17 protein-coding genes are annotated in these 17,212 nt (G+C 41.8%); 13 read left to right on the top strand and 4 right to left on the bottom strand.

Going from position 1 to position 17,212, the window contains the following annotated elements:
* Positions 1-10: 10 nt before the first annotated feature.
* The 4 genes from G564_RS0107090 to G564_RS0107075 are packed head-to-tail and all read right to left on the bottom strand — an operon-like array spanning position 11 to position 5,944.
* The gene (locus tag G564_RS0107090) at positions 11-1,267 is read right to left on the bottom strand and encodes a DUF4249 domain-containing protein (RefSeq protein WP_029037048.1); all 1,257 of its coding nucleotides are present in this window, start codon (positions 1,265-1,267) and stop codon (positions 11-13) included.
* A 7-nt stretch (positions 1,268-1,274) separates the two neighbouring features.
* A complete protein-coding gene (locus G564_RS0107085) occupies positions 1,275-2,435 on the bottom strand; it encodes a DUF4249 domain-containing protein (protein ID WP_169578119.1) in 1,161 nt (386 codons plus the stop codon).
* Between the two features lie 20 nt (positions 2,436-2,455).
* Positions 2,456-5,209 (bottom strand): carboxypeptidase-like regulatory domain-containing protein, encoded by a 2,754-nt coding sequence (locus G564_RS0107080; protein ID WP_029037046.1) that lies wholly within the window; start codon positions 5,207-5,209, stop codon positions 2,456-2,458.
* 9 nt (positions 5,210-5,218) lie between these two features.
* Positions 5,219-5,944 (bottom strand): hypothetical protein, encoded by a 726-nt coding sequence (locus G564_RS0107075; RefSeq protein WP_029037045.1) that lies wholly within the window; start codon positions 5,942-5,944, stop codon positions 5,219-5,221.
* A gap of 212 nt (positions 5,945-6,156) precedes the next feature.
* On the opposite strand from G564_RS0107075, the gene G564_RS0107070 reads away from it, so the two are divergent.
* From G564_RS0107070 to dapB, 13 genes are all read left to right on the top strand, one after another.
* On the top strand, positions 6,157-7,344 hold the full coding sequence (locus tag G564_RS0107070) for a PQQ-dependent sugar dehydrogenase (RefSeq protein WP_029037044.1): 1,188 nt from the start codon (positions 6,157-6,159) through the stop codon (positions 7,342-7,344).
* Positions 7,344-7,778: a c-type cytochrome gene (locus tag G564_RS0107065; RefSeq protein ID WP_029037043.1), complete on the top strand. Its 435-nt coding sequence runs from the start codon at positions 7,344-7,346 to the stop codon at positions 7,776-7,778. Before G564_RS0107070 ends, G564_RS0107065 begins: the two co-directional genes overlap by 1 nt.
* Before the next feature lie 50 nt (positions 7,779-7,828).
* A complete protein-coding gene (gene udk, locus G564_RS0107060) occupies positions 7,829-8,437 on the top strand; it encodes a uridine kinase (protein WP_029037042.1) in 609 nt (202 codons plus the stop codon).
* An 18-nt stretch (positions 8,438-8,455) separates the two neighbouring features.
* Entirely contained in the window at positions 8,456-8,773 is a 318-nt protein-coding gene (locus G564_RS0107055) for an FtsB family cell division protein (RefSeq protein WP_029037041.1), read from the top strand.
* A gap of 42 nt (positions 8,774-8,815) precedes the next feature.
* On the top strand, positions 8,816-10,195 hold the full coding sequence (locus tag G564_RS0107050) for a methylmalonyl-CoA mutase subunit beta (RefSeq protein ID WP_029037040.1): 1,380 nt from the start codon (positions 8,816-8,818) through the stop codon (positions 10,193-10,195).
* A gap of 3 nt (positions 10,196-10,198) precedes the next feature.
* Positions 10,199-10,660 (top strand): hypothetical protein, encoded by a 462-nt coding sequence (locus G564_RS0107045; RefSeq protein WP_156879197.1) that lies wholly within the window; start codon positions 10,199-10,201, stop codon positions 10,658-10,660.
* Positions 10,657-12,741 (top strand): methylmalonyl-CoA mutase, encoded by a 2,085-nt coding sequence (gene scpA / locus G564_RS0107040; protein WP_029037038.1) that lies wholly within the window; start codon positions 10,657-10,659, stop codon positions 12,739-12,741. The genes G564_RS0107045 and scpA overlap by 4 nt, the downstream gene beginning before the upstream one ends.
* A 111-nt stretch (positions 12,742-12,852) precedes the next feature.
* Positions 12,853-13,734, top strand: coding sequence for an SDR family oxidoreductase (locus G564_RS0107035; protein WP_029037037.1), 882 nt, complete (start codon positions 12,853-12,855; stop codon positions 13,732-13,734).
* Positions 13,735-13,801: 67 nt separating this feature from the next.
* Positions 13,802-14,107 (top strand): putative periplasmic lipoprotein, encoded by a 306-nt coding sequence (locus tag G564_RS0107030; RefSeq protein WP_029037036.1) that lies wholly within the window; start codon positions 13,802-13,804, stop codon positions 14,105-14,107.
* Between the two features lie 140 nt (positions 14,108-14,247).
* A complete protein-coding gene (locus G564_RS0107025; RefSeq protein ID WP_029037035.1) occupies positions 14,248-15,012 on the top strand; it encodes a ParA family protein in 765 nt (254 codons plus the stop codon).
* Positions 15,013-15,018: 6 nt separating this feature from the next.
* Entirely contained in the window at positions 15,019-15,924 is a 906-nt protein-coding gene (locus G564_RS0107020; RefSeq protein ID WP_029037034.1) for a ParB/RepB/Spo0J family partition protein, read from the top strand.
* The gene (locus tag G564_RS0107015; RefSeq protein ID WP_029037033.1) at positions 15,914-16,498 is read left to right on the top strand and encodes a DUF5683 domain-containing protein; all 585 of its coding nucleotides are present in this window, start codon (positions 15,914-15,916) and stop codon (positions 16,496-16,498) included. The genes G564_RS0107020 and G564_RS0107015 overlap by 11 nt, the downstream gene beginning before the upstream one ends.
* Positions 16,498-17,193 (top strand): 4-hydroxy-tetrahydrodipicolinate reductase, encoded by a 696-nt coding sequence (gene dapB / locus G564_RS0107010; RefSeq protein ID WP_029037032.1) that lies wholly within the window; start codon positions 16,498-16,500, stop codon positions 17,191-17,193. Before G564_RS0107015 ends, dapB begins: the two co-directional genes overlap by 1 nt.
* The last annotated feature ends 19 nt before the right edge of the window (positions 17,194-17,212 follow it).

Here is a 17,212-nt window from a genome sequence, read left to right as displayed (position 1 = left end):
ATGTCTTGTTCTATTCTATCCAAAAATCAGGCACCGCATTTGTTCCATATAATGTGCAATCAACGCAGTGAGATCTGACAAATCTGTATTTTAAAACGTCCATGCCTATAAATTTAACACTTCCCGATTCAAGCTGCTGTCTCAAGGCCTGTATTTCTGCGTCGGTTGAAGAATCGGGAACTTTGACCTCACAAAGGGAAACATGAGAATCGGGAATGAATTCTTTTGTACTATAAAAATCCTCAAAATCAAAAAAGATCCTTTGAGAGCTGACATCTGCTATAGAAAAGAAGCCGATCACCTTCTCATCCGGATCACTTTCAGAAAAAAGGTTTCCATTAATAAGACCCAATTGGTTTTGAGAAAACAGACTTTCAGAATCTGAAAAATCTTTCAAAGTTTCATAATAAGAAAAAGCATCTCCAGAGATAGAAAATTGCCTTACCCTTATACTGTAACGATGGGCAGTCCTGTAATCTTCACCCTCGATAAACCTCACCAGAAGATCATCAATACCCCTACTATTCTCGGCATTTGTATTAGCCAGGAGAACTTCCCGGGACAATTCGGTGACGTAACAAACTTCTTCCTCTCTGGTTTTAGGCACCTGCACGAACTCTCCATCGCGGTAGACCAGGTCCCGGGGGAAATCAAAAGGCGAAACAATTTTATAAGTTTCTTCGAAATTATAAAGGTAATACCCGGGATTCTTCTCATTCCCGTCAACGTCTAAAAGTATAGCAACCCCCTCCTTATTTCTATATGTAGTTCTTACGGCAGAGACGTCTGATAATTCCGGTGCTTCTGAAAGAACTTCGGGTTCAGAAGCATAAGTTTTCCCATTGGAGGTTGTCACCTTCAGCGTATAAGCTCTTCCGGGAATAGCGCGGAAAGCTTCCGTGGAGACATATCTACCGGGCTCTAATTCGGTAAATTGAAAATTTTCACCTTCTGTCATCACTACCACCTGTGCATTGCTTTCTTTTGAGGGTCCATCTTCTTCCAGTCTGTACGTACGGCTGAGCAGGATTTCCTGTTGCTGCAATTCACTTGTAATTATCCCCTCTATAACCAACGCATCCTCGTAATTATTAGTTTCAATTTCAATGGGCTCTACACAACCGTAAAGACCGGTAAGAAATAAAAAACTAAAAAAGAACCTCATAAATAACATTTTTGAATCAAATGGTACTATGGCGTTTCCCAGGTCCTGAGAAGAGGCCCGGCTACAGGCAAAGAGATTAATGAAGGACAGAAATGTTTTCATAATACATCTATTTTTCCCAAAAATCGGGTACCACATTGGTTCCAAACACAGTACAGTCAATGCACCCGGCTTTCACGAATTTATAGCCAACTCCAAATTCGTAGGCAAAATATTTTACATTCCCCACATTGAGTTGCTGCGCCAATGCTTCTTTATTACCGGTAGTTGATAAATCGGGAACAGATATTTCACAGCCCGTCACATGAGAAGCGGGGCGTACTTCACTTCTTTCATAAAAATCTTCAAAATCAAAGAAAATTCTTTGAGAACTTACATCTGCTATCGAAAAGAAACCGATCACCTTCTCATTTGGGTCACTTTCAGAAAAAAGATTTCCATTGATCAATCCCAGTTGATTCTGAGAAAAAAGACTTTCAGAATCTGAGAAATCCCTGAGGGTTTCATAAAATGAAAATGCGTCTGCAGAGATGGAATATTGTTTAACCAGAATACTGTATCTATATGCTGTTTTGTAATCCTTATTTTCTATAAATCTAACAAGGAACCGGTTCAGGTCGCTACCGCTTTGTTCATAAGTATTGGCCAAAAGTACTTCCTGCGAGGGTTCTGTAACGTAACAAACACTTTCCTCCTTGGTTTTAGGAACTTCTATAAATTCTCCATCCATATAGATGAGATCTCTCGTAGTGGTTAAGGGAGAAACAATTTTATATGTTTCAGAAAAATCATAAAGATAAAAGCCATAGTTTCCTTCTGCTCCCTTTACATCCAATAGAATGGCTATACCTTCCTCATTCCGAAAGCTGGTTTTTTTTGCATACACATTGGAAATTCCCGGCGCCTCTGTGAGTTGTTCGGGTTCAGAGGAATATTTTCTGCCATTAGAAGTATTTACTTCTAGAGTATAAGATCTTCCGGGAACAGCTCGAAAAGCATTATCGGAAACATACCTCCCCGGCTCGGCCTCACTAAATGAAAATGACTGGCCTTCAGAAAGAACCCATACCTGAGCGTTGCTTTCTTTAGCCGGCCCTCTTTCTTCCAGCCTAAAAGTACGGCTTAGAAGAATCTCCTGTCGTTGCAATTCATTCGTTATAATTCCTTCAATAACCAAGGCATCTTCAAATGTTTGAGATTCGATTTCAATAGGTTCAACACAACCATGGAAACCTGAAACTAATACGATTCCGAAAAATAATTTTATCAAATTTCTACTGCTCATCATCCTTAAAACTTGAAGTTGTAAGTTATGGTAGGAACAGGAATTGAGAATATCGAACTTTTATAGGCTTTAATTTTTCCTCCTTCGGTCACAAAGAATACCGAATAAGGATTATTCCTTCCTAAAACATTATAAACTGAAATATTCCAGAAACTATGTGCCAGCTTTTGGATTTTGTGGTTGCCTTCTATGTTGAAACTCAAATCCAGCCTGTAATAATCGGGAATCCTGAATTCATTGCGATCACTGTACATTACATATTCGGCTCCGTTATAATTGTATTTACCTACAGGATAAGTAATAGGTCTTCCTGTTTGATAAACGAAATTTGCCGAAAGACTAAATCTTCTTGTGAATTTATAATTTGCCACCATTGAAAAATCATGTGGTTTATCAAAATTGGAAGGAAAGAATTCTCCGTTGTTCACTATTTCATCTTTGAACTCCCCTGCCAGTTTTACAAAAGAGCGGGAATAACTATATCCAACCCAGCCGTTGAGATTTCCTTTTGTTTTTTTCAGAAGAAATTCCACTCCGTGAGATTTACCCTCACCCTGCAGGATTTCAGTCTCAATGGTTTCGTTAAGGAAGAGCTGGGCACCCACCTTATAATCCAGGATATCATTAGACGTCTTGTAGTAGCCTTCCAAACTAAGTTCATAGGTGTTTTGAAAAAGATTCTTGTAGAAGCCCAGAGAGTAATTGTTTGCCTGCTGTGGTTTAACTATTCCGTCAGAAAGTTTGTAGGTATCTGTTGGGGATGCTGTGGTATTTGTGGAAAGCGTGTGGATGTATTGATAGGTGCTGTTATAACTTGCCTTTACTGATAGATCTTCCTGTAAAAGATATCTTGCCGCCAGCCGAAGCTCGGGACCCCCATAGCTCGCTATCACCTCATTATTTCCGTACTCCACAACATCTTCAACAGAGGACTCCTGGCGAGGTGCTCCTTCCTGGTAAATTCTTTCTGTCCCTTCCCCAAGTGCGGTAAAGAGAGAAAACCGGAGCCCGCCACTTAATAGTAATTTTTCGTTCACAATAAATTCATCTCCAAGGAAAACGGCAGATTCCACTCCTTTCTCCCGGGGTATTTCTACAGCCTGTACGGCAGAATTTTCTCCTTGCGGACTTATCTCTCCGGGCTCCACAAGGTATAACTTGGCCGAAACTCCATAATCAAAACGATGTTTTGAGTTAAGCCTGTACCTCATGTGCACCTTGGCCTCGGTTTCATTGATGCCATAGCCCGATCTAAAATCATTGGTGAACTCTCCCGCGTAATCAATATTAAAATTATAATTGGAGTTGGTCAAGATCACCTTCCCCTGATGGGAATCATTGAACCTGTGGCCCACTTCCATTGACAAAAGCCTGTTACTGTAGCTGTAGAGCGAATCTGGTGTAATGTTAAACCTGTCATTGCTGAAATATCCCATAAGATCCACATCTGTGTCCATTCCAATTTTATGGTTGTATTTTGCTACAACATCATAAAATGAAGCTTCGTTGTCTCGAAGAGATTCCTCTTCCAAAGATTTCAATATCCAATCTGAATACGTACTTCTTACCCCTACGAGGAAACCTGCTTTCTCTTTTACAATGGGAACTTCCAGAGTTAAATTTCCTGTTACAGGACCAATAGAACCTTCACCTGCGAACTCCTGCACATTGGCATCCTTTGTTTTAATATCAAAAACTGAAGAAAGTCTTCCCCCGTAATTTGCAGGGATATGTCCCTTATAAATATCCACAGTACCAGTAGTAAATGGATTAAGAGCAGAAAAGATACCGAAGAAATGCGAAGGGTTATATATCACTGCATTATCTAACAGGATCAGGTTTTGGTCTGATCGCCCCCCTCTCACATTAAACCCTGCTGCACCTTCACCGGCAGTGGATATCCCGGGAAGTGTTGTACTTACTTTTAAAATATTTCTTTCCCCAAGAACCAAAGGAATGTTTTTTATTTCCTCTACATTGATCTCTTCAGATCCTCCCACTGCATCACTCACGTTTTTATTGGGGTTTGATTCCAGCAGAACTTCTCCCAGCTGTTCAAAATCCTCTCTTAAGCTCAGGTTTAATTGCCCGTCATTGTAGATTACCACACGTTTTGTAACATCTTCACTTCCAAAAGAGCGGGTTTCAATTATATGTACTCCGGGTGGAAGATTCAAAGAATATTGACCACGCGAATCTGTCACGGTGCCTATCTCACGATCCCTTACCGAAATGGCAAGATTAGGAATTGGAGCTCCATCTTCGGCACTGGTCACAACACCACTTAATTTAAGACGGGATTTTCCCTGTGATCTGTCTGCCCGGCCTATTGTAATTGTTTCTATTGGCTTTTGCTCCGCTGAAACATCTTCATAAAATACCGGATTATATGTTTTTTCTTCAGGTGTGTCTACAACTTCAGACTCCTGTTTTCCGAAGAAGTTTTCAGGCAGCTCGTCATAAATAATATTGTTCCTGGTAAGAATAATCCTGTCTCCGTCTACATGGAAATTCAGCAGCGTATTATCAAAGATATCTTGTAACACCTCTTGAATTTCAACATCACTGTAGGTTCCGGAAATTTTCTTATCGGGCAACCAGGTATCCACATAGTAAAATCTAAATGATGTCTTGCTTTCAATTTGCAGGATCACTTCTTCAAAGGATGCATCAACGAAATTAAAGTCTGTTTTTTGGGAAATCTGCGCCTTTAAGCTAAATACCGAAAAGATAAACAGGCAAAAGAAAAATTTCTTCATTCGGGAAGGCTAGTTTTTAATTTGAGAAAGGGTTTGAAATAGAACGACGGCAGACCGGTCCCTGCGTTCACCGGATTGTTTCCGGAAATTTCTGAAATTATCGAGAACTATTGTCCTTTGATCGGGAAAAGCCTGGAGTAAATTCCTTCTGTTAAGCTCCCGGTATTCTCCCTTGTAAAGAAAAAAGTATGTTGGTTTTTGAGCACGGAATTCATAGTGAACGTAAGAATCTTTCCTTATCATCTTCTCCTTAAGCCGGTACTTTTTGAGGACCTGAAAATTTTTATCTTCAAAAAGCATTTCATGTATCCCACTGGTTTTAGCTCCCGCCGAAGAAATATTAACAAAACTGCGCCCGTTATAATCAAAACCCTGTAGCTGATTATCAAAAAGACGGAATCCGTTTTGAATTTTCCGGTCTTGAGGATTAACGATTACCAGATCTTCAAAAACATTATATTTTAGAGGAATATTAAAAAAAGTCTGTCCGGCGTAATCTACAGTGGACGGCACAAATTCCCGGGACTGGAAGAACTTATGATTTTCATTAATCATACGATGTTTTTCAATATACTCTGCTCCCGAGTAAATAGCTGTATTCACTTCGCCAATAGCCATATCAAACGCTATGAACATCTCTTTATTCCCTGCAGAATTTTCCTGTCCAAACAAATGAGAATAAAAACTCATAACTCCCACCACAAGAAAAAGGGAAGAATATTTCTTACTATACATTTTATAGTTATTTATTTGGCTTAAAATGAATTGATCAGATAGGCCCAAAAAATTCAAAACTACATTTTTAAATTCAACACCTTAACATTTTTTAACAATTTTTCTATATTTATCTTTAATAACTGCCAAGTTCAGCTCGAATTGGCGCCCCGTTGTGAACCAGAAACAATTAATTTCTTTCTATATTTGACCTTGTAAAAAATACCTTTATTATGAAATCCAGATCAGCTATTATCCCTGTGTTTATTGCCGCTTTCCTTTTTAGCTGTGGCGAAAACGGAAAAGCAAAGGCCGAAATCGATCAAAATGCAGCAGAAAATGATTCCATACAGGAAACTGTCTCTGTAACCATTCCGGAGGAACAACTTACTACGGCAGAATATGAGTATGAGGTGGTAGTTCCCGATCTTCAGATTGCCTGGGGAATGGACTTTCTGCCAGATGGCAGCATGCTCATCACTGAAAAAAGCGGGGATCTGATTCATTTTGAGAATGGACAGAAAAGACAGGTAGAAGGTGCACCTTCTGTCTATAACCGTGGCCAGGGCGGATTCCTGGATGTAGCTGTAGGCCCCAACTATGAAAGCGATGGCTGGATCTATTTCACCTATTCCTCTGAAGCCGGAGAAGGCGAAGGCGGGAATACAGAACTTATGCGCGCTAAACTTGAAAATAATCAGCTGACAAATAAGGAAGTTCTTTACAAAGCCACTCCAAATACTACCCGTGGCCAACATTTTGGTTCCCGAATTGATTTTGACACCGAAGGGCATCTTTATTTTAGTATAGGAGACCGCGGTGACAGAGATGTGAATCCGCAGGATCTAACCCGCGATGGCGGAAAAGTTTACAGATTGAACCTTGATGGCAGCATCCCGCAGGACAATCCTTTTATAGGAGAAGCCGGCGCGAAAGAAGGCACCTATTCATACGGACACAGAAATCCGCAGGGGATGATCTTCAATCCCGAAACCAATGAGATCTGGGTACACGAACATGGACCCCAGGGAGGTGACGAAATAAATGTAGTTAAAAAGGGAGCAAATTACGGCTGGCCTGTAGTAAGCTACGGGATCAATTATGACGGTACGTCGTTTACTGATGAGACAACAGGACCAGACTTTGAAGACCCTATTTATTACTGGGTTCCTTCTATTGCTCCAAGTGGTTTTGTCTATGTCACCTCAGATAAATATCCAGAGCTTAAAGGTAATTTACTGGTAGGTTCATTAAAATTCCAGTACGTGGAGCACATGCGCCTGGATGGCAAAAAAGTCACTGCCCGCGAAAAGATCCTTGAGCAAATTGGCAGGGTGAGAGATGTTGTGCAGTCACCCGAAGGAGACATCTATGTGTCGGTTGAAGGAAAAGGAATAGTAAAAATTCTTCCGAAGCAGTAATGAGAAAAAGTTTATTAGGCCTTTTTCTGGTCTTAAGTTTCGGTTGTAAAAATTCTTCCGAAGAAAATACTTCAGCAATAACAAAAAAGGAGATCACTCCTGAATTTAAGGAAAGCATTTCAAGAGGGGCCGGACTTTACAACAATTTCTGCGCCTCCTGCCATCTTGCAGGAGGGGAAGGAATTCAGGGTGTTTTTCCTCCCGTAAAAGATTCCGATTGGTTGAAGAACAAACAAAAGGAATCCATACACGCTGTAAAATTCGGGTTAAAAGGCCCCATTAAAGTCAATGGAGTAGAGTACGACAATTTGATGCCGGCTCTTGGATTAAGCAATCAGGAAATTGCCGATATTATGAACTACATTAATAACGCCTGGGGAAATAATTTTGGAGAAACGCTTACAGAAGAAGATGTAGCTGCCATAGAAAAATAAAACATACTTTTTAAAACGGTAAATAATTAACTTTGCCGAAAATTTAGAATATGTTGATCATTGGAATCGCCGGGGGGACCGGAAGCGGAAAAACCACTGTAGTTAATCAGATTATCGAAGAACTGAAAAATGAAGAGGTAGATGTCATTTCCCAGGATTCCTACTACCAGGACACCAGCCATCTCACCTATGAAGAGCGAACCAAAATCAATTTTGACCATCCAAAATCAATAGATTTTGATCTGCTTGTTTCTCACCTTAAGGAATTAAAGGCCGGAAAAAGCATTCAGCAGCCCGTTTATTCTTTTAAAGAACACAACCGCACTGGGGAAACCATAATCATAGACCCAAGAAAAGTAATTATTGTCGAGGGAATTCTAATCCTCACCCATCCCGATATTCGTGAGATGTTTGACATCAAGATCTATGTGCATGCCGATAGTGATGAGAGGCTTATTCGACGGCTTAAGCGGGATATCGCCGAACGCGGCCGGGACCTGGACGAAGTTTTAAACCGGTACCAGACTACGCTTAAACCCATGCACCAGCAGTTTATAGAACCTACCAAGGAATTTGCTGATATAATTATTCCTACAAACCGGTACAATACTGTTGCTGTTGATATTGTTCAAACCATTATTCGTCAACGTTTGCTCTAATTTTGTATATTTCGGACTATGAAGTTGAAAGAGATCCGCAAAAGCAAATGGTTTCGTATAGCCAGCAACAAATACCTGCTGGTTCTGGTTGCATTCCTGTTCTGGATGCTCTTTTTAGACAGCAACTCCTGGCTCATTCATCGCGAACTCGATCTCGAGATCGACGATCTGGAAAAGAACAGAGCCTATTACCTCAACGAGATCGAAAACGACAAGGCCATAATGGAGAATCTCAATGACTCTCTGGAATTGGAAAAATTTGCCCGTCGCGAATATTTCATGAAAAGAGATAACGAAGAGATTTTCATTATTGAATATAAGGAGGCAGAAGATTAGGTGTCAAAAATGTGATTTTAGAGATCCTTTAATTTAATGGCAATGGAAGAAAATTTATTCAGTGAATTTGAAGAAGTATCGGCCAAACAATGGAAACAGAAAATACAGTATGATCTTAAAGGTGCCGATTATAATGAAACCCTCGTCTGGAAATCCCTCGATGGCATTAATGTCAAACCTTTTTATCATCCCGATGACTCACCACAACCGGTGCAGATCAAATCGACCTTAAAATGGAATATAACAGAGCAGATCTATGTGAATTCTGCCGAAAAAGCTAATGAAAAGGCCCTTGACGCCCTGCGGAAAGGTGCAGAAAGCATCTGGTTCCTGTTTCCTTCTGAAGAAGTGGATCTGCAACAGCTTTTTAAAGATCTGAATCCTTCTGAAACTCCCGTTTACCTGAAGCCCGAATTTGCTTCGGAAGCCTTTTTCCTCAAGCTGGATGAATTTTTAGCTCCGGGGTCACAGGTATATCTTCAGTTTGACATTGTAGGGCATCTCGCCCGAAGCGGAAACTGGTACCGCGATCAAAAAGAAGATCACAGGATCCTGGACGTACTGCTCCAAAAATGTAAAAATTTACAGTCTTTTATTTCTGTAGATACCGGGCTTTATCAGAATGCAGGAGCTACCATTCCCCAGCAACTGGCTTATGCCATGGCACACGTAAATGAATACCTCAACCATATTTCTGAAAAAGAGGAGGTGTCAAAAAAGCTGAAATTCCAGTTCCTTGTAGCTACAGGCCCTAATTACTTTTTTGAAATTGCCAAGATAAGAGCGCTTCGACTTTTGTTTTCAACAATCAGCAGTGAATATGGACTTTCAGAAGCCTGCGATATTTTGGCCTTTCCCACCCGTCGCAATAAAACCCTGTACGACTACAACGTGAACCTGCTGCGGACTACTACGGAATGTATGAGTGCAGTCCTGGGTGGCGCGAATAGCATTTGCAATATGGCTTATGATGCGATCTACCACAAAAACAATAACTTCGGAAACCGCATTGCACGCAATCAGCTACTCGTTCTAAAACATGAGAGCTATTTCGAAAAAGTAGCCAATCCTGCTGAAGGCAGCTATTACATAGAAACGCTTACACATGAATTGGCAGACAAGGCCCTGGATATTTTCAAGACTATTGAAAAAGGCGGCGGATTTGTCACTCAACTCATGGAAGGGACTATTCAGAAGAAGATCACGGAAAGTGCAGCAAAAGAACAGGAGGAGTTTGACGAAGGAAAGCTGGTACTTATTGGAACAAATAAGCATCCCAATCCACAGGATAAAATGAAATCGGAACTCGAGCTGTATCCTTTTGTGAAGCACAAACCCCGGCAAACTTTATTGCAGCCGGTGATCGAAAAGCGTTTGGCAGAAAAAACTGAACAGGAAAGGCTTAAAAAGGAAGAAGAATAATCTATGCGTGAAATCCTCTTTTTATTCTCATTTCTAATTTACCTCCCATTGCTCGCACAGGAGCAGGTTCTGGAAATGACAAAATCAGATTCAGAGAAAGTCCGCACTTTTAAACAGAATAAAAGAGTAAAGATCAAAACCCTTGAGGGTGAGAAATATATTGGCAGGTTTCAAATAATAGACGAAAAAACCATAGAAATAGAGGGCGATATTATTAAACTGAATACGATTTCAAACATTAAAAGTCGCTCGATCATGGCCGGAATAGCAGGAACAGGACTTATTCTTTACGGATCTTTAATTGCTCTCGTGGGTGGTTTAGAGCATGCGTGGGCAGATAATCCACAGGTGGGTAATGGCCTTTTTGTAGCTGGGGCTGTCATCATTTCCTCTGGGATCTTCTTTAATGAGTTCGCCCGGAATCAAAGGAGCGACAAATGGAATTATAAAATAATTGAAAAATGAGCAGAAAGGATCTTCAGCATTTAAAGCTGAAAAATATCGCAGAGGATTCAGAAGCATCTGAAAAAACTTACCATTACCAGGATCTGCCTCATTTAAAATTTGCTGCCGGTATTCCGCCATACCTGAGAGGGCCATACACCACCATGTACGTAACCCGTCCCTGGACCATTCGCCAATATGCGGGATTCTCAACTGCCGAAGAGAGCAACGCCTTCTATAGACGTAACCTTGCGGCAGGGCAAAAAGGACTTTCAGTAGCTTTTGATCTGCCCACTCATCGCGGCTATGACAGTGACCATGAAAGAGTCGTGGGAGATGTTGGAAAAGCAGGGGTAGCCATTGATTCGGTAGAAGATATGAAAATTCTCTTCGACCAGATCCCACTGGATCAAATGTCGGTTTCCATGACCATGAACGGTGCAGTTTTGCCCATAATGGCTTTTTACATAGTCGCCGCCGAAGAGCAGGGTGTCAAACCGGAATTACTCTCAGGAACTATTCAAAATGATATTTTAAAAGAGTTCATGGTGAGGAATACCTACATCTATCCTCCCGCCCCCTCTATGAAGATCATCTCAGACATCTTTGAATACACGTCTAAGAATATGCCGCGATTTAACAGCATAAGTATCTCCGGGTACCACATGCAGGAAGCCGGTGCAACCAGTGAGATAGAACTGGCCTATACACTTGCCGACGGACTTGAATACATTCGTAAAGGTCTGGATGCAGGAATGGACATCGATAGCTTTGCACCAAGGCTATCTTTTTTCTGGGCCATTGGTCTTGACCATTTTACAGAGATCGCAAAATTGAGAGCTGCAAGAGCGCTCTGGGCAAAGCTGGTGAAACAGTTCAACCCTAAGAACGAAAAATCTCTTGCGCTTCGCACCCACTGCCAAACAAGTGGCTGGAGTCTTACCGAGCAGGATCCGTTCAACAATGTAGCACGAACGGTAATTGAAGCCGCTGCTGCGGCTTTTGGAGGCACCCAAAGTCTCCACACTAACGCCCTGGATGAAGCTATTGCCCTGCCAACAGATTTTTCGGCACGTATTGCCCGTAACACTCAGCTGCATTTGCAGCAGGAAACAAAGATCACCAAAACAGTTGATCCATGGGCGGGGAGCTATTACGTTGAAGCTTTAACCGATAAAATTGCTCATAAGGCCTGGGAGCTTATCATGGAAGTGGAAGAACTTGGTGGAATGACCAGGGCTATTGAAGCCGGAATTCCAAAGCTAAGAATAGAAGAAGCTGCAGCCATAAAACAGGCACGGATTGACAGCGGGCAGGACGTTATAGTTGGAGTAAATAAATTCCGCCGGGAAAAAGAAGATCCCATTGTTACATTGGAAGTGGACAACCAGACTGTGCGCAGGCAACAGGTGGAGCGACTGGAGAAATTAAAACAGAAAAGGAACAAAGAAAAAGTTACTACTGCTCTTCAAAATCTAACCAAAGCTGCACGGTCGGGCACGGAAAATTTATTAGCTTTAGCCGTAGAAGCTGCCAGGGAACGCGCCACTTTAGGAGAAATAAGTGATGCCCTGGAAGAAGTATTTGGCAGATATAAAGCGAAAATTCAATCCTTTAGCGGAGTGTATTCAAAAGAAATAAAAGACGACTCTTCCTTTAAAAAGGCAAGAGAAATGGCCAATAAGTTTGCAGAGCAGGAAGGCCGCCGCCCGCGCATCATGGTCGCGAAGATGGGCCAGGATGGACACGACAGAGGAGCGAAAGTAGTGGCCACAGGGTACGCCGATGTTGGCTTTGACGTGGATATTGGTCCGCTGTTCCAGACCCCGGCTGAAGCTGCAAGACAGGCTGTCGAAAATGACGTTCATATTCTCGGAGTTTCCTCACTTGCCGCAGGTCACAAGACCCTGGTGCCGCAGGTGATCGAAGAACTTAAGAAGTATGGACGTGAAGATATTATGGTCATTGTGGGAGGAGTAATTCCCTCTCAGGATTACCAGTTCCTCTTCGACGCAGGTGCAGTGGCAGTTTTTGGACCCGGAACAAAAATTAGTGATGCAGCGATACAACTACTGGAGATACTTATTGACGACGCTCTATAAACTCAGTTGATAAGGAGTAGAGGGTAAAGGCGCACTACAGTGCGTCTCATAATAGTAAAGACGCACTTTTAGTGCATCTCAACAAAAGTAAAGACAACGAAAAAAACAACCATGGATTACACTCAAAAAATGCTTCGCGACGACGCTTTAAATGGAAAAACAATTGTTGTAACCGGTGGCGGCAGCGGACTCGGAAAAGCAATGACGAAATATTTCCTGGAGCTCGGTGCCCGGGTGGCAATTACTTCGAGAAACCTTGAAAAATTGCAAAATACTGCCAGGGAGCTGGAAAGCGAAACCGGCGGGAGATGCCTGCCCGTGCAATGTGATGTACGACATTACGATCAGGTGGAAAGCATGCTGGAGCAAACAGTAGATGAATTTGGATCTGTAGATATTCTCCTGAACAATGCTGCCGGAAATTTCATTTCTCCCACAGAACGCTTGAGTGCAAATGCCTTTGACACAATCATAGACATTGTCTTGAAAGGCAGCAAAAACTGCACGCTCGCCTTTGGTAAACACTGGATCGACAAAGGAGAAAAGAACAAAACTGTTTTGAATATCGTCACCACCTATGCATGGACAGGTTCTGCTTATGTAGTACCAAGTGCTACTGCCAAGGCCGGGGTTCTTGCGATGACCCGCTCTTTGGCCGTGGAATGGGCGAAATATGGGATCAGGATGAACGCTATTGCTCCGGGCCCCTTCCCTACCAAAGGTGCGTGGGACAGATTACTACCCGGAGACTTAAAAGAAAAATTTGATCTTGCAAAGAAGGTTCCTCTAAAAAGGGTTGGTGAGCATCAGGAACTGGCGAATCTGGCTGCATATTTAGTTTCAGATTTTTCGGCTTATGTCAATGGGGAAGTCATCACCATTGATGGTGGAGAGTGGCTTAAGGGAGCGGGACAATTCAATCTTTTAGAAGCCATTCCCGAAGAAATGTGGGATATGCTGGAGCAAATGATAAAATCTAAGAAAGGAAGTTAAGCTTCTGCGGCATCGGCATGATCTTTGTGATAAATTTTAACAATTTTATTGCAAACCGACCAAAACTATGAAGCAGCTCTTGACTTTTATTATTTTAATTGCACTTTTCGCTTCTTGCGGAAGTTCCCAGACCAATACACCTCAGGCTTCGTCTACTGCACCTTATACCATCTATGAGAATCTTGATGTTCTGGCCTATTATCAAACTATGCCCAGAGGGACTTATATCAGGTCACTTAGTGGAGGCAGACATGTCTATAAGGTTTCCACTCCCCTGGAAGATGGTAAAAAGTACCGCGTAACAATAAAAGTTCCTAATACAAAAACCTCGGGCATTAAAGAAGCAGAGATAATTGCTCATACTCAGTTATGATAAGCACTCAATAATCTACAGGGAACCAATTCTAAAATTCTATCTCAGAAGGATTATTTTTTCTGTATAACCTGTTAACAAAAGAATTTTATATACCTGTAATAAATTGTATTTTTACCCTTTAAATCCAAAATAATTGAATGGGTAAGATCATTGCCGTTGCAAATCAAAAAGGAGGTGTGGGTAAAACTACAACTTCGGTAAATCTGGCGGCATCCCTGGGGGTGCTGGAGAAAAAAGTTTTGCTCATCGATGCCGATCCGCAGGCGAATGCCACCTCGGGGCTGGGAATAGACGTTGAGTCTGTAGAGCTGGGAACTTACCAGTTGCTGGAGCACTCCATTAAGGCCGAAGAGGCCATTATAAAAACAGAATCTCCAAACCTGGATATCATTCCTGCACATATTGACCTGGTAGCAATCGAAATAGAATTGGTAGACCAGGAGGAACGGGAATATATGCTTAAGAAAGCCATTGGGCACCTTAGAGAGCAGTACGATTATGTGATCATAGATTGTGCGCCTTCTCTGGGACTTTTGACATTAAACGCTTTAACGGCGGCCGATTCTGTAATTATTCCTATACAATGCGAATACTTTGCCCTGGAAGGTCTTGGAAAATTGTTAAACACTATTAAGAGTGTACAGAAGATCCACAATGCCAAACTGGACATAGAAGGTTTGTTGCTTACGATGTACGATTCCCGTCTGCGACTTTCAAATCAGGTAGTGGAAGAAGTACAAAAGCATTTCGATGAAATGGTCTTTAAGACAATCATTCAGCGTAATGTGCGTTTAAGTGAAGCCCCCAGTTATGGGGAAAGTATAATAAATTATGATGCCGGGAGTAAGGGCGCGAGCAATTACCTGAGCCTGGCACACGAGATCATAAAGAAAAATTCATAGAAGAAGATGGCGAAGGCGACCAAGAAACAGGCATTGGGACGAGGACTTTCAGCGCTGCTGAAGGATCCACAGAATGATATAAAGTCGGCCGAAGATAAGAATGCCGATAAGCTGGTAGGGCACATTGTGGAACTGGAGCTGGATTCCATTGAAGTAAACCCATTTCAGCCGCGAACAAGCTTTAACGAGGAATCCCTTCGGGAACTGGCCTCCTCAATCAGGGAACTGGGAGTGATTCAGCCAATCACCGTTAGAAAATTAGATTATAATCAATACCAGCTGGTATCGGGTGAAAGACGATTCCGCGCTTCAAAGCTGGTAGGATTGGAAACAATTCCGGCATATATCAGGATAGCCAATGACCAGGAATCGCTGGAAATGGCCCTGGTAGAAAACATACAAAGGCAGGACCTGGACCCGATCGAAATTTCTCTTTCTTATCAAAGGCTAATTGATGAGATCAATCTCACCCAGGAACAACTGAGTGAACGCATTGGTAAGAACAGATCTACTATTGCCAATTATCTTCGCCTGCTTAAACTCGATCCCATTGTCCAGACCGGAATGAGGGATGGTTTCTTAAGTATGGGGCATGGAAGAGCTTTAATTAATATTGAAGACAGCCAGACTCAGCTGGAGATCTATGAAAAGATCATTGCCAACTCTCTTTCTGTAAGAGAAACTGAAAAACTGGTCAGGAATCTGCAGGAAGGAAAACCTGAAGAAAAGCTTGTTAAATCAACTCCTGCTGTTTCCAGGAATGTCAAGAAAAGTATCAAAGAATTTTCGGACAGGCTCGGCGCCAAAGTAGATGTAAAGGTTTCAAAAAATGGAAAAGGAAAAGTAGTTATCCCTTTCTCTTCCGAAGAAGATCTTGAACGCATTAAAAAGATCATTCAGGGTGAAGATTAAGGATCTCATAGCATCCCTCCTTCTCTTATTTTTTGCTTTGCAGCTATCTGCACAGGAAGATTCCCTGCTGGTCGCACCACAGATCGTTGTGGAAGAACCTACCTATAAACCTTATGATCCCCTTTCACCTGCCCGTGCTGCATTTTACTCGGCTGTTTTACCGGGACTTGGACAGGCGTACAATGGTAAATATTGGAAGATTCCTATAGTTTACACAGCTTTAGGGGTAGGTATTTACTTTTATCACAATAATGATGAGCAATATGATCGTTATCGTACCGCTTATAAAAGCAGGATAGCAGGAAGAACAGATGATGAATTTTCCAATGAAAACGGGCAACCTCTTATCTCCACTAATGGACTTATTGAGGCTCAGCGGTTTTATCAGCGCAACAAGGAAATTTCGGTTCTGGTAACCGTAGGGCTGTACGCTTTGAATATCATAGACGCAAATGTCGATGCTCACCTGCAGCAGTTTAACGTAAGTGAAGATCTGTCCTTAAGGCCCAGCCTGGATTATGACCAATTTACGGGTACTGCCGGCTACGGACTCAGTTTAAATTTTAATTTTTAATGAAAATAGCATTATTAGGTTACGGAAAAATGGGCAAAACCATAGAGAGGCTTGCTCAGGAACGTGGCCATGAGATCATCTTCAGGATTAGCGAAGATGTAGAGAATTACGACTTAAAACAGGCAGATGTCGCTATAGACTTCAGTGTACCCGACGCAGCCTTTAAGAATATTACCACCTGTTTTGAAAAGCAGGTCCCGGTAGTTTCGGGAACTACGGGCTGGTTAAAGAAATATCCGGAAGCGGTTGAAATATGCAAAAAGAAAGATGCTGCATTCATTTATGCTTCCAACTTCAGTCTTGGTGTAAATTTGTTTTTTGAACTAAACAAAAAGCTCGCTGAGATGATGAATAATTTTCCGGAATACAAAGTGGCTATTGAAGAAATTCATCACACTCAAAAACTTGATGCTCCCAGCGGAACAGCAATAAGTCTTGCGGAACAGATCATTGAGAATTCTTCCAAAAAAAGCTGGAAACTTGACACTGCTTCAGAAGAGGAAATACCCGTAACCGCAAAGAGAATAGAGAATGTACCGGGAACTCACATTATTTCCTATAATTCTTCCGTAGATTCCATCAAGATCGAGCACATAGCCCATTCCAGAGATGGTTTTGCATTGGGAGCGGTCATTGCGGCAGAATGGCTTCAGCATAAAAAAGGAGTTTTCACGATGAAGGACGTGCTGTTTTAGACAACTTAATTATAAAATA

Source organism: Salinimicrobium xinjiangense DSM 19287, from assembly GCF_000423585.1.
Classification (GTDB): Bacteria; Bacteroidota; Bacteroidia; order Flavobacteriales; family Flavobacteriaceae; genus Salinimicrobium; species Salinimicrobium xinjiangense.
This window is presented reverse-complemented; position numbering and strand designations above follow the sequence as displayed.

What these genes read in the sequence shown, in the direction of transcription:
- G564_RS0107045 (WP_156879197.1), top strand. Translation starts at nt 10,199, where the DNA reads ATGCGTGAAATCCTCTTTTTATTCTCATTTCTAATTTACCTCCCATTG.
- G564_RS0107070 (WP_029037044.1), top strand. Translation starts at nt 6,157, where the DNA reads ATGAAATCCAGATCAGCTATTATCCCTGTGTTTATTGCCGCTTTCCTT.
- scpA (WP_029037038.1), top strand. Translation starts at nt 10,657, where the DNA reads ATGAGCAGAAAGGATCTTCAGCATTTAAAGCTGAAAAATATCGCAGAG.
- G564_RS0107090 (WP_029037048.1), bottom strand. Translation starts at nt 1,267, where the DNA reads ATGAAAACATTTCTGTCCTTCATTAATCTCTTTGCCTGTAGCCGGGCC.
- dapB (WP_029037032.1), top strand. Translation starts at nt 16,498, where the DNA reads ATGAAAATAGCATTATTAGGTTACGGAAAAATGGGCAAAACCATAGAG.
- G564_RS0107075 (WP_029037045.1), bottom strand. Translation starts at nt 5,944, where the DNA reads ATGTATAGTAAGAAATATTCTTCCCTTTTTCTTGTGGTGGGAGTTATG.
- G564_RS0107050 (WP_029037040.1), top strand. Translation starts at nt 8,816, where the DNA reads ATGGAAGAAAATTTATTCAGTGAATTTGAAGAAGTATCGGCCAAACAA.
- G564_RS0107025 (WP_029037035.1), top strand. Translation starts at nt 14,248, where the DNA reads ATGGGTAAGATCATTGCCGTTGCAAATCAAAAAGGAGGTGTGGGTAAA.
- G564_RS0107055 (WP_029037041.1), top strand. Translation starts at nt 8,456, where the DNA reads ATGAAGTTGAAAGAGATCCGCAAAAGCAAATGGTTTCGTATAGCCAGC.
- G564_RS0107020 (WP_029037034.1), top strand. Translation starts at nt 15,019, where the DNA reads ATGGCGAAGGCGACCAAGAAACAGGCATTGGGACGAGGACTTTCAGCG.
- G564_RS0107080 (WP_029037046.1), bottom strand. Translation starts at nt 5,209, where the DNA reads ATGAAGAAATTTTTCTTTTGCCTGTTTATCTTTTCGGTATTTAGCTTA.
- G564_RS0107065 (WP_029037043.1), top strand. Translation starts at nt 7,344, where the DNA reads ATGAGAAAAAGTTTATTAGGCCTTTTTCTGGTCTTAAGTTTCGGTTGT.
- G564_RS0107035 (WP_029037037.1), top strand. Translation starts at nt 12,853, where the DNA reads ATGGATTACACTCAAAAAATGCTTCGCGACGACGCTTTAAATGGAAAA.
- G564_RS0107030 (WP_029037036.1), top strand. Translation starts at nt 13,802, where the DNA reads ATGAAGCAGCTCTTGACTTTTATTATTTTAATTGCACTTTTCGCTTCT.
- udk (WP_029037042.1), top strand. Translation starts at nt 7,829, where the DNA reads ATGTTGATCATTGGAATCGCCGGGGGGACCGGAAGCGGAAAAACCACT.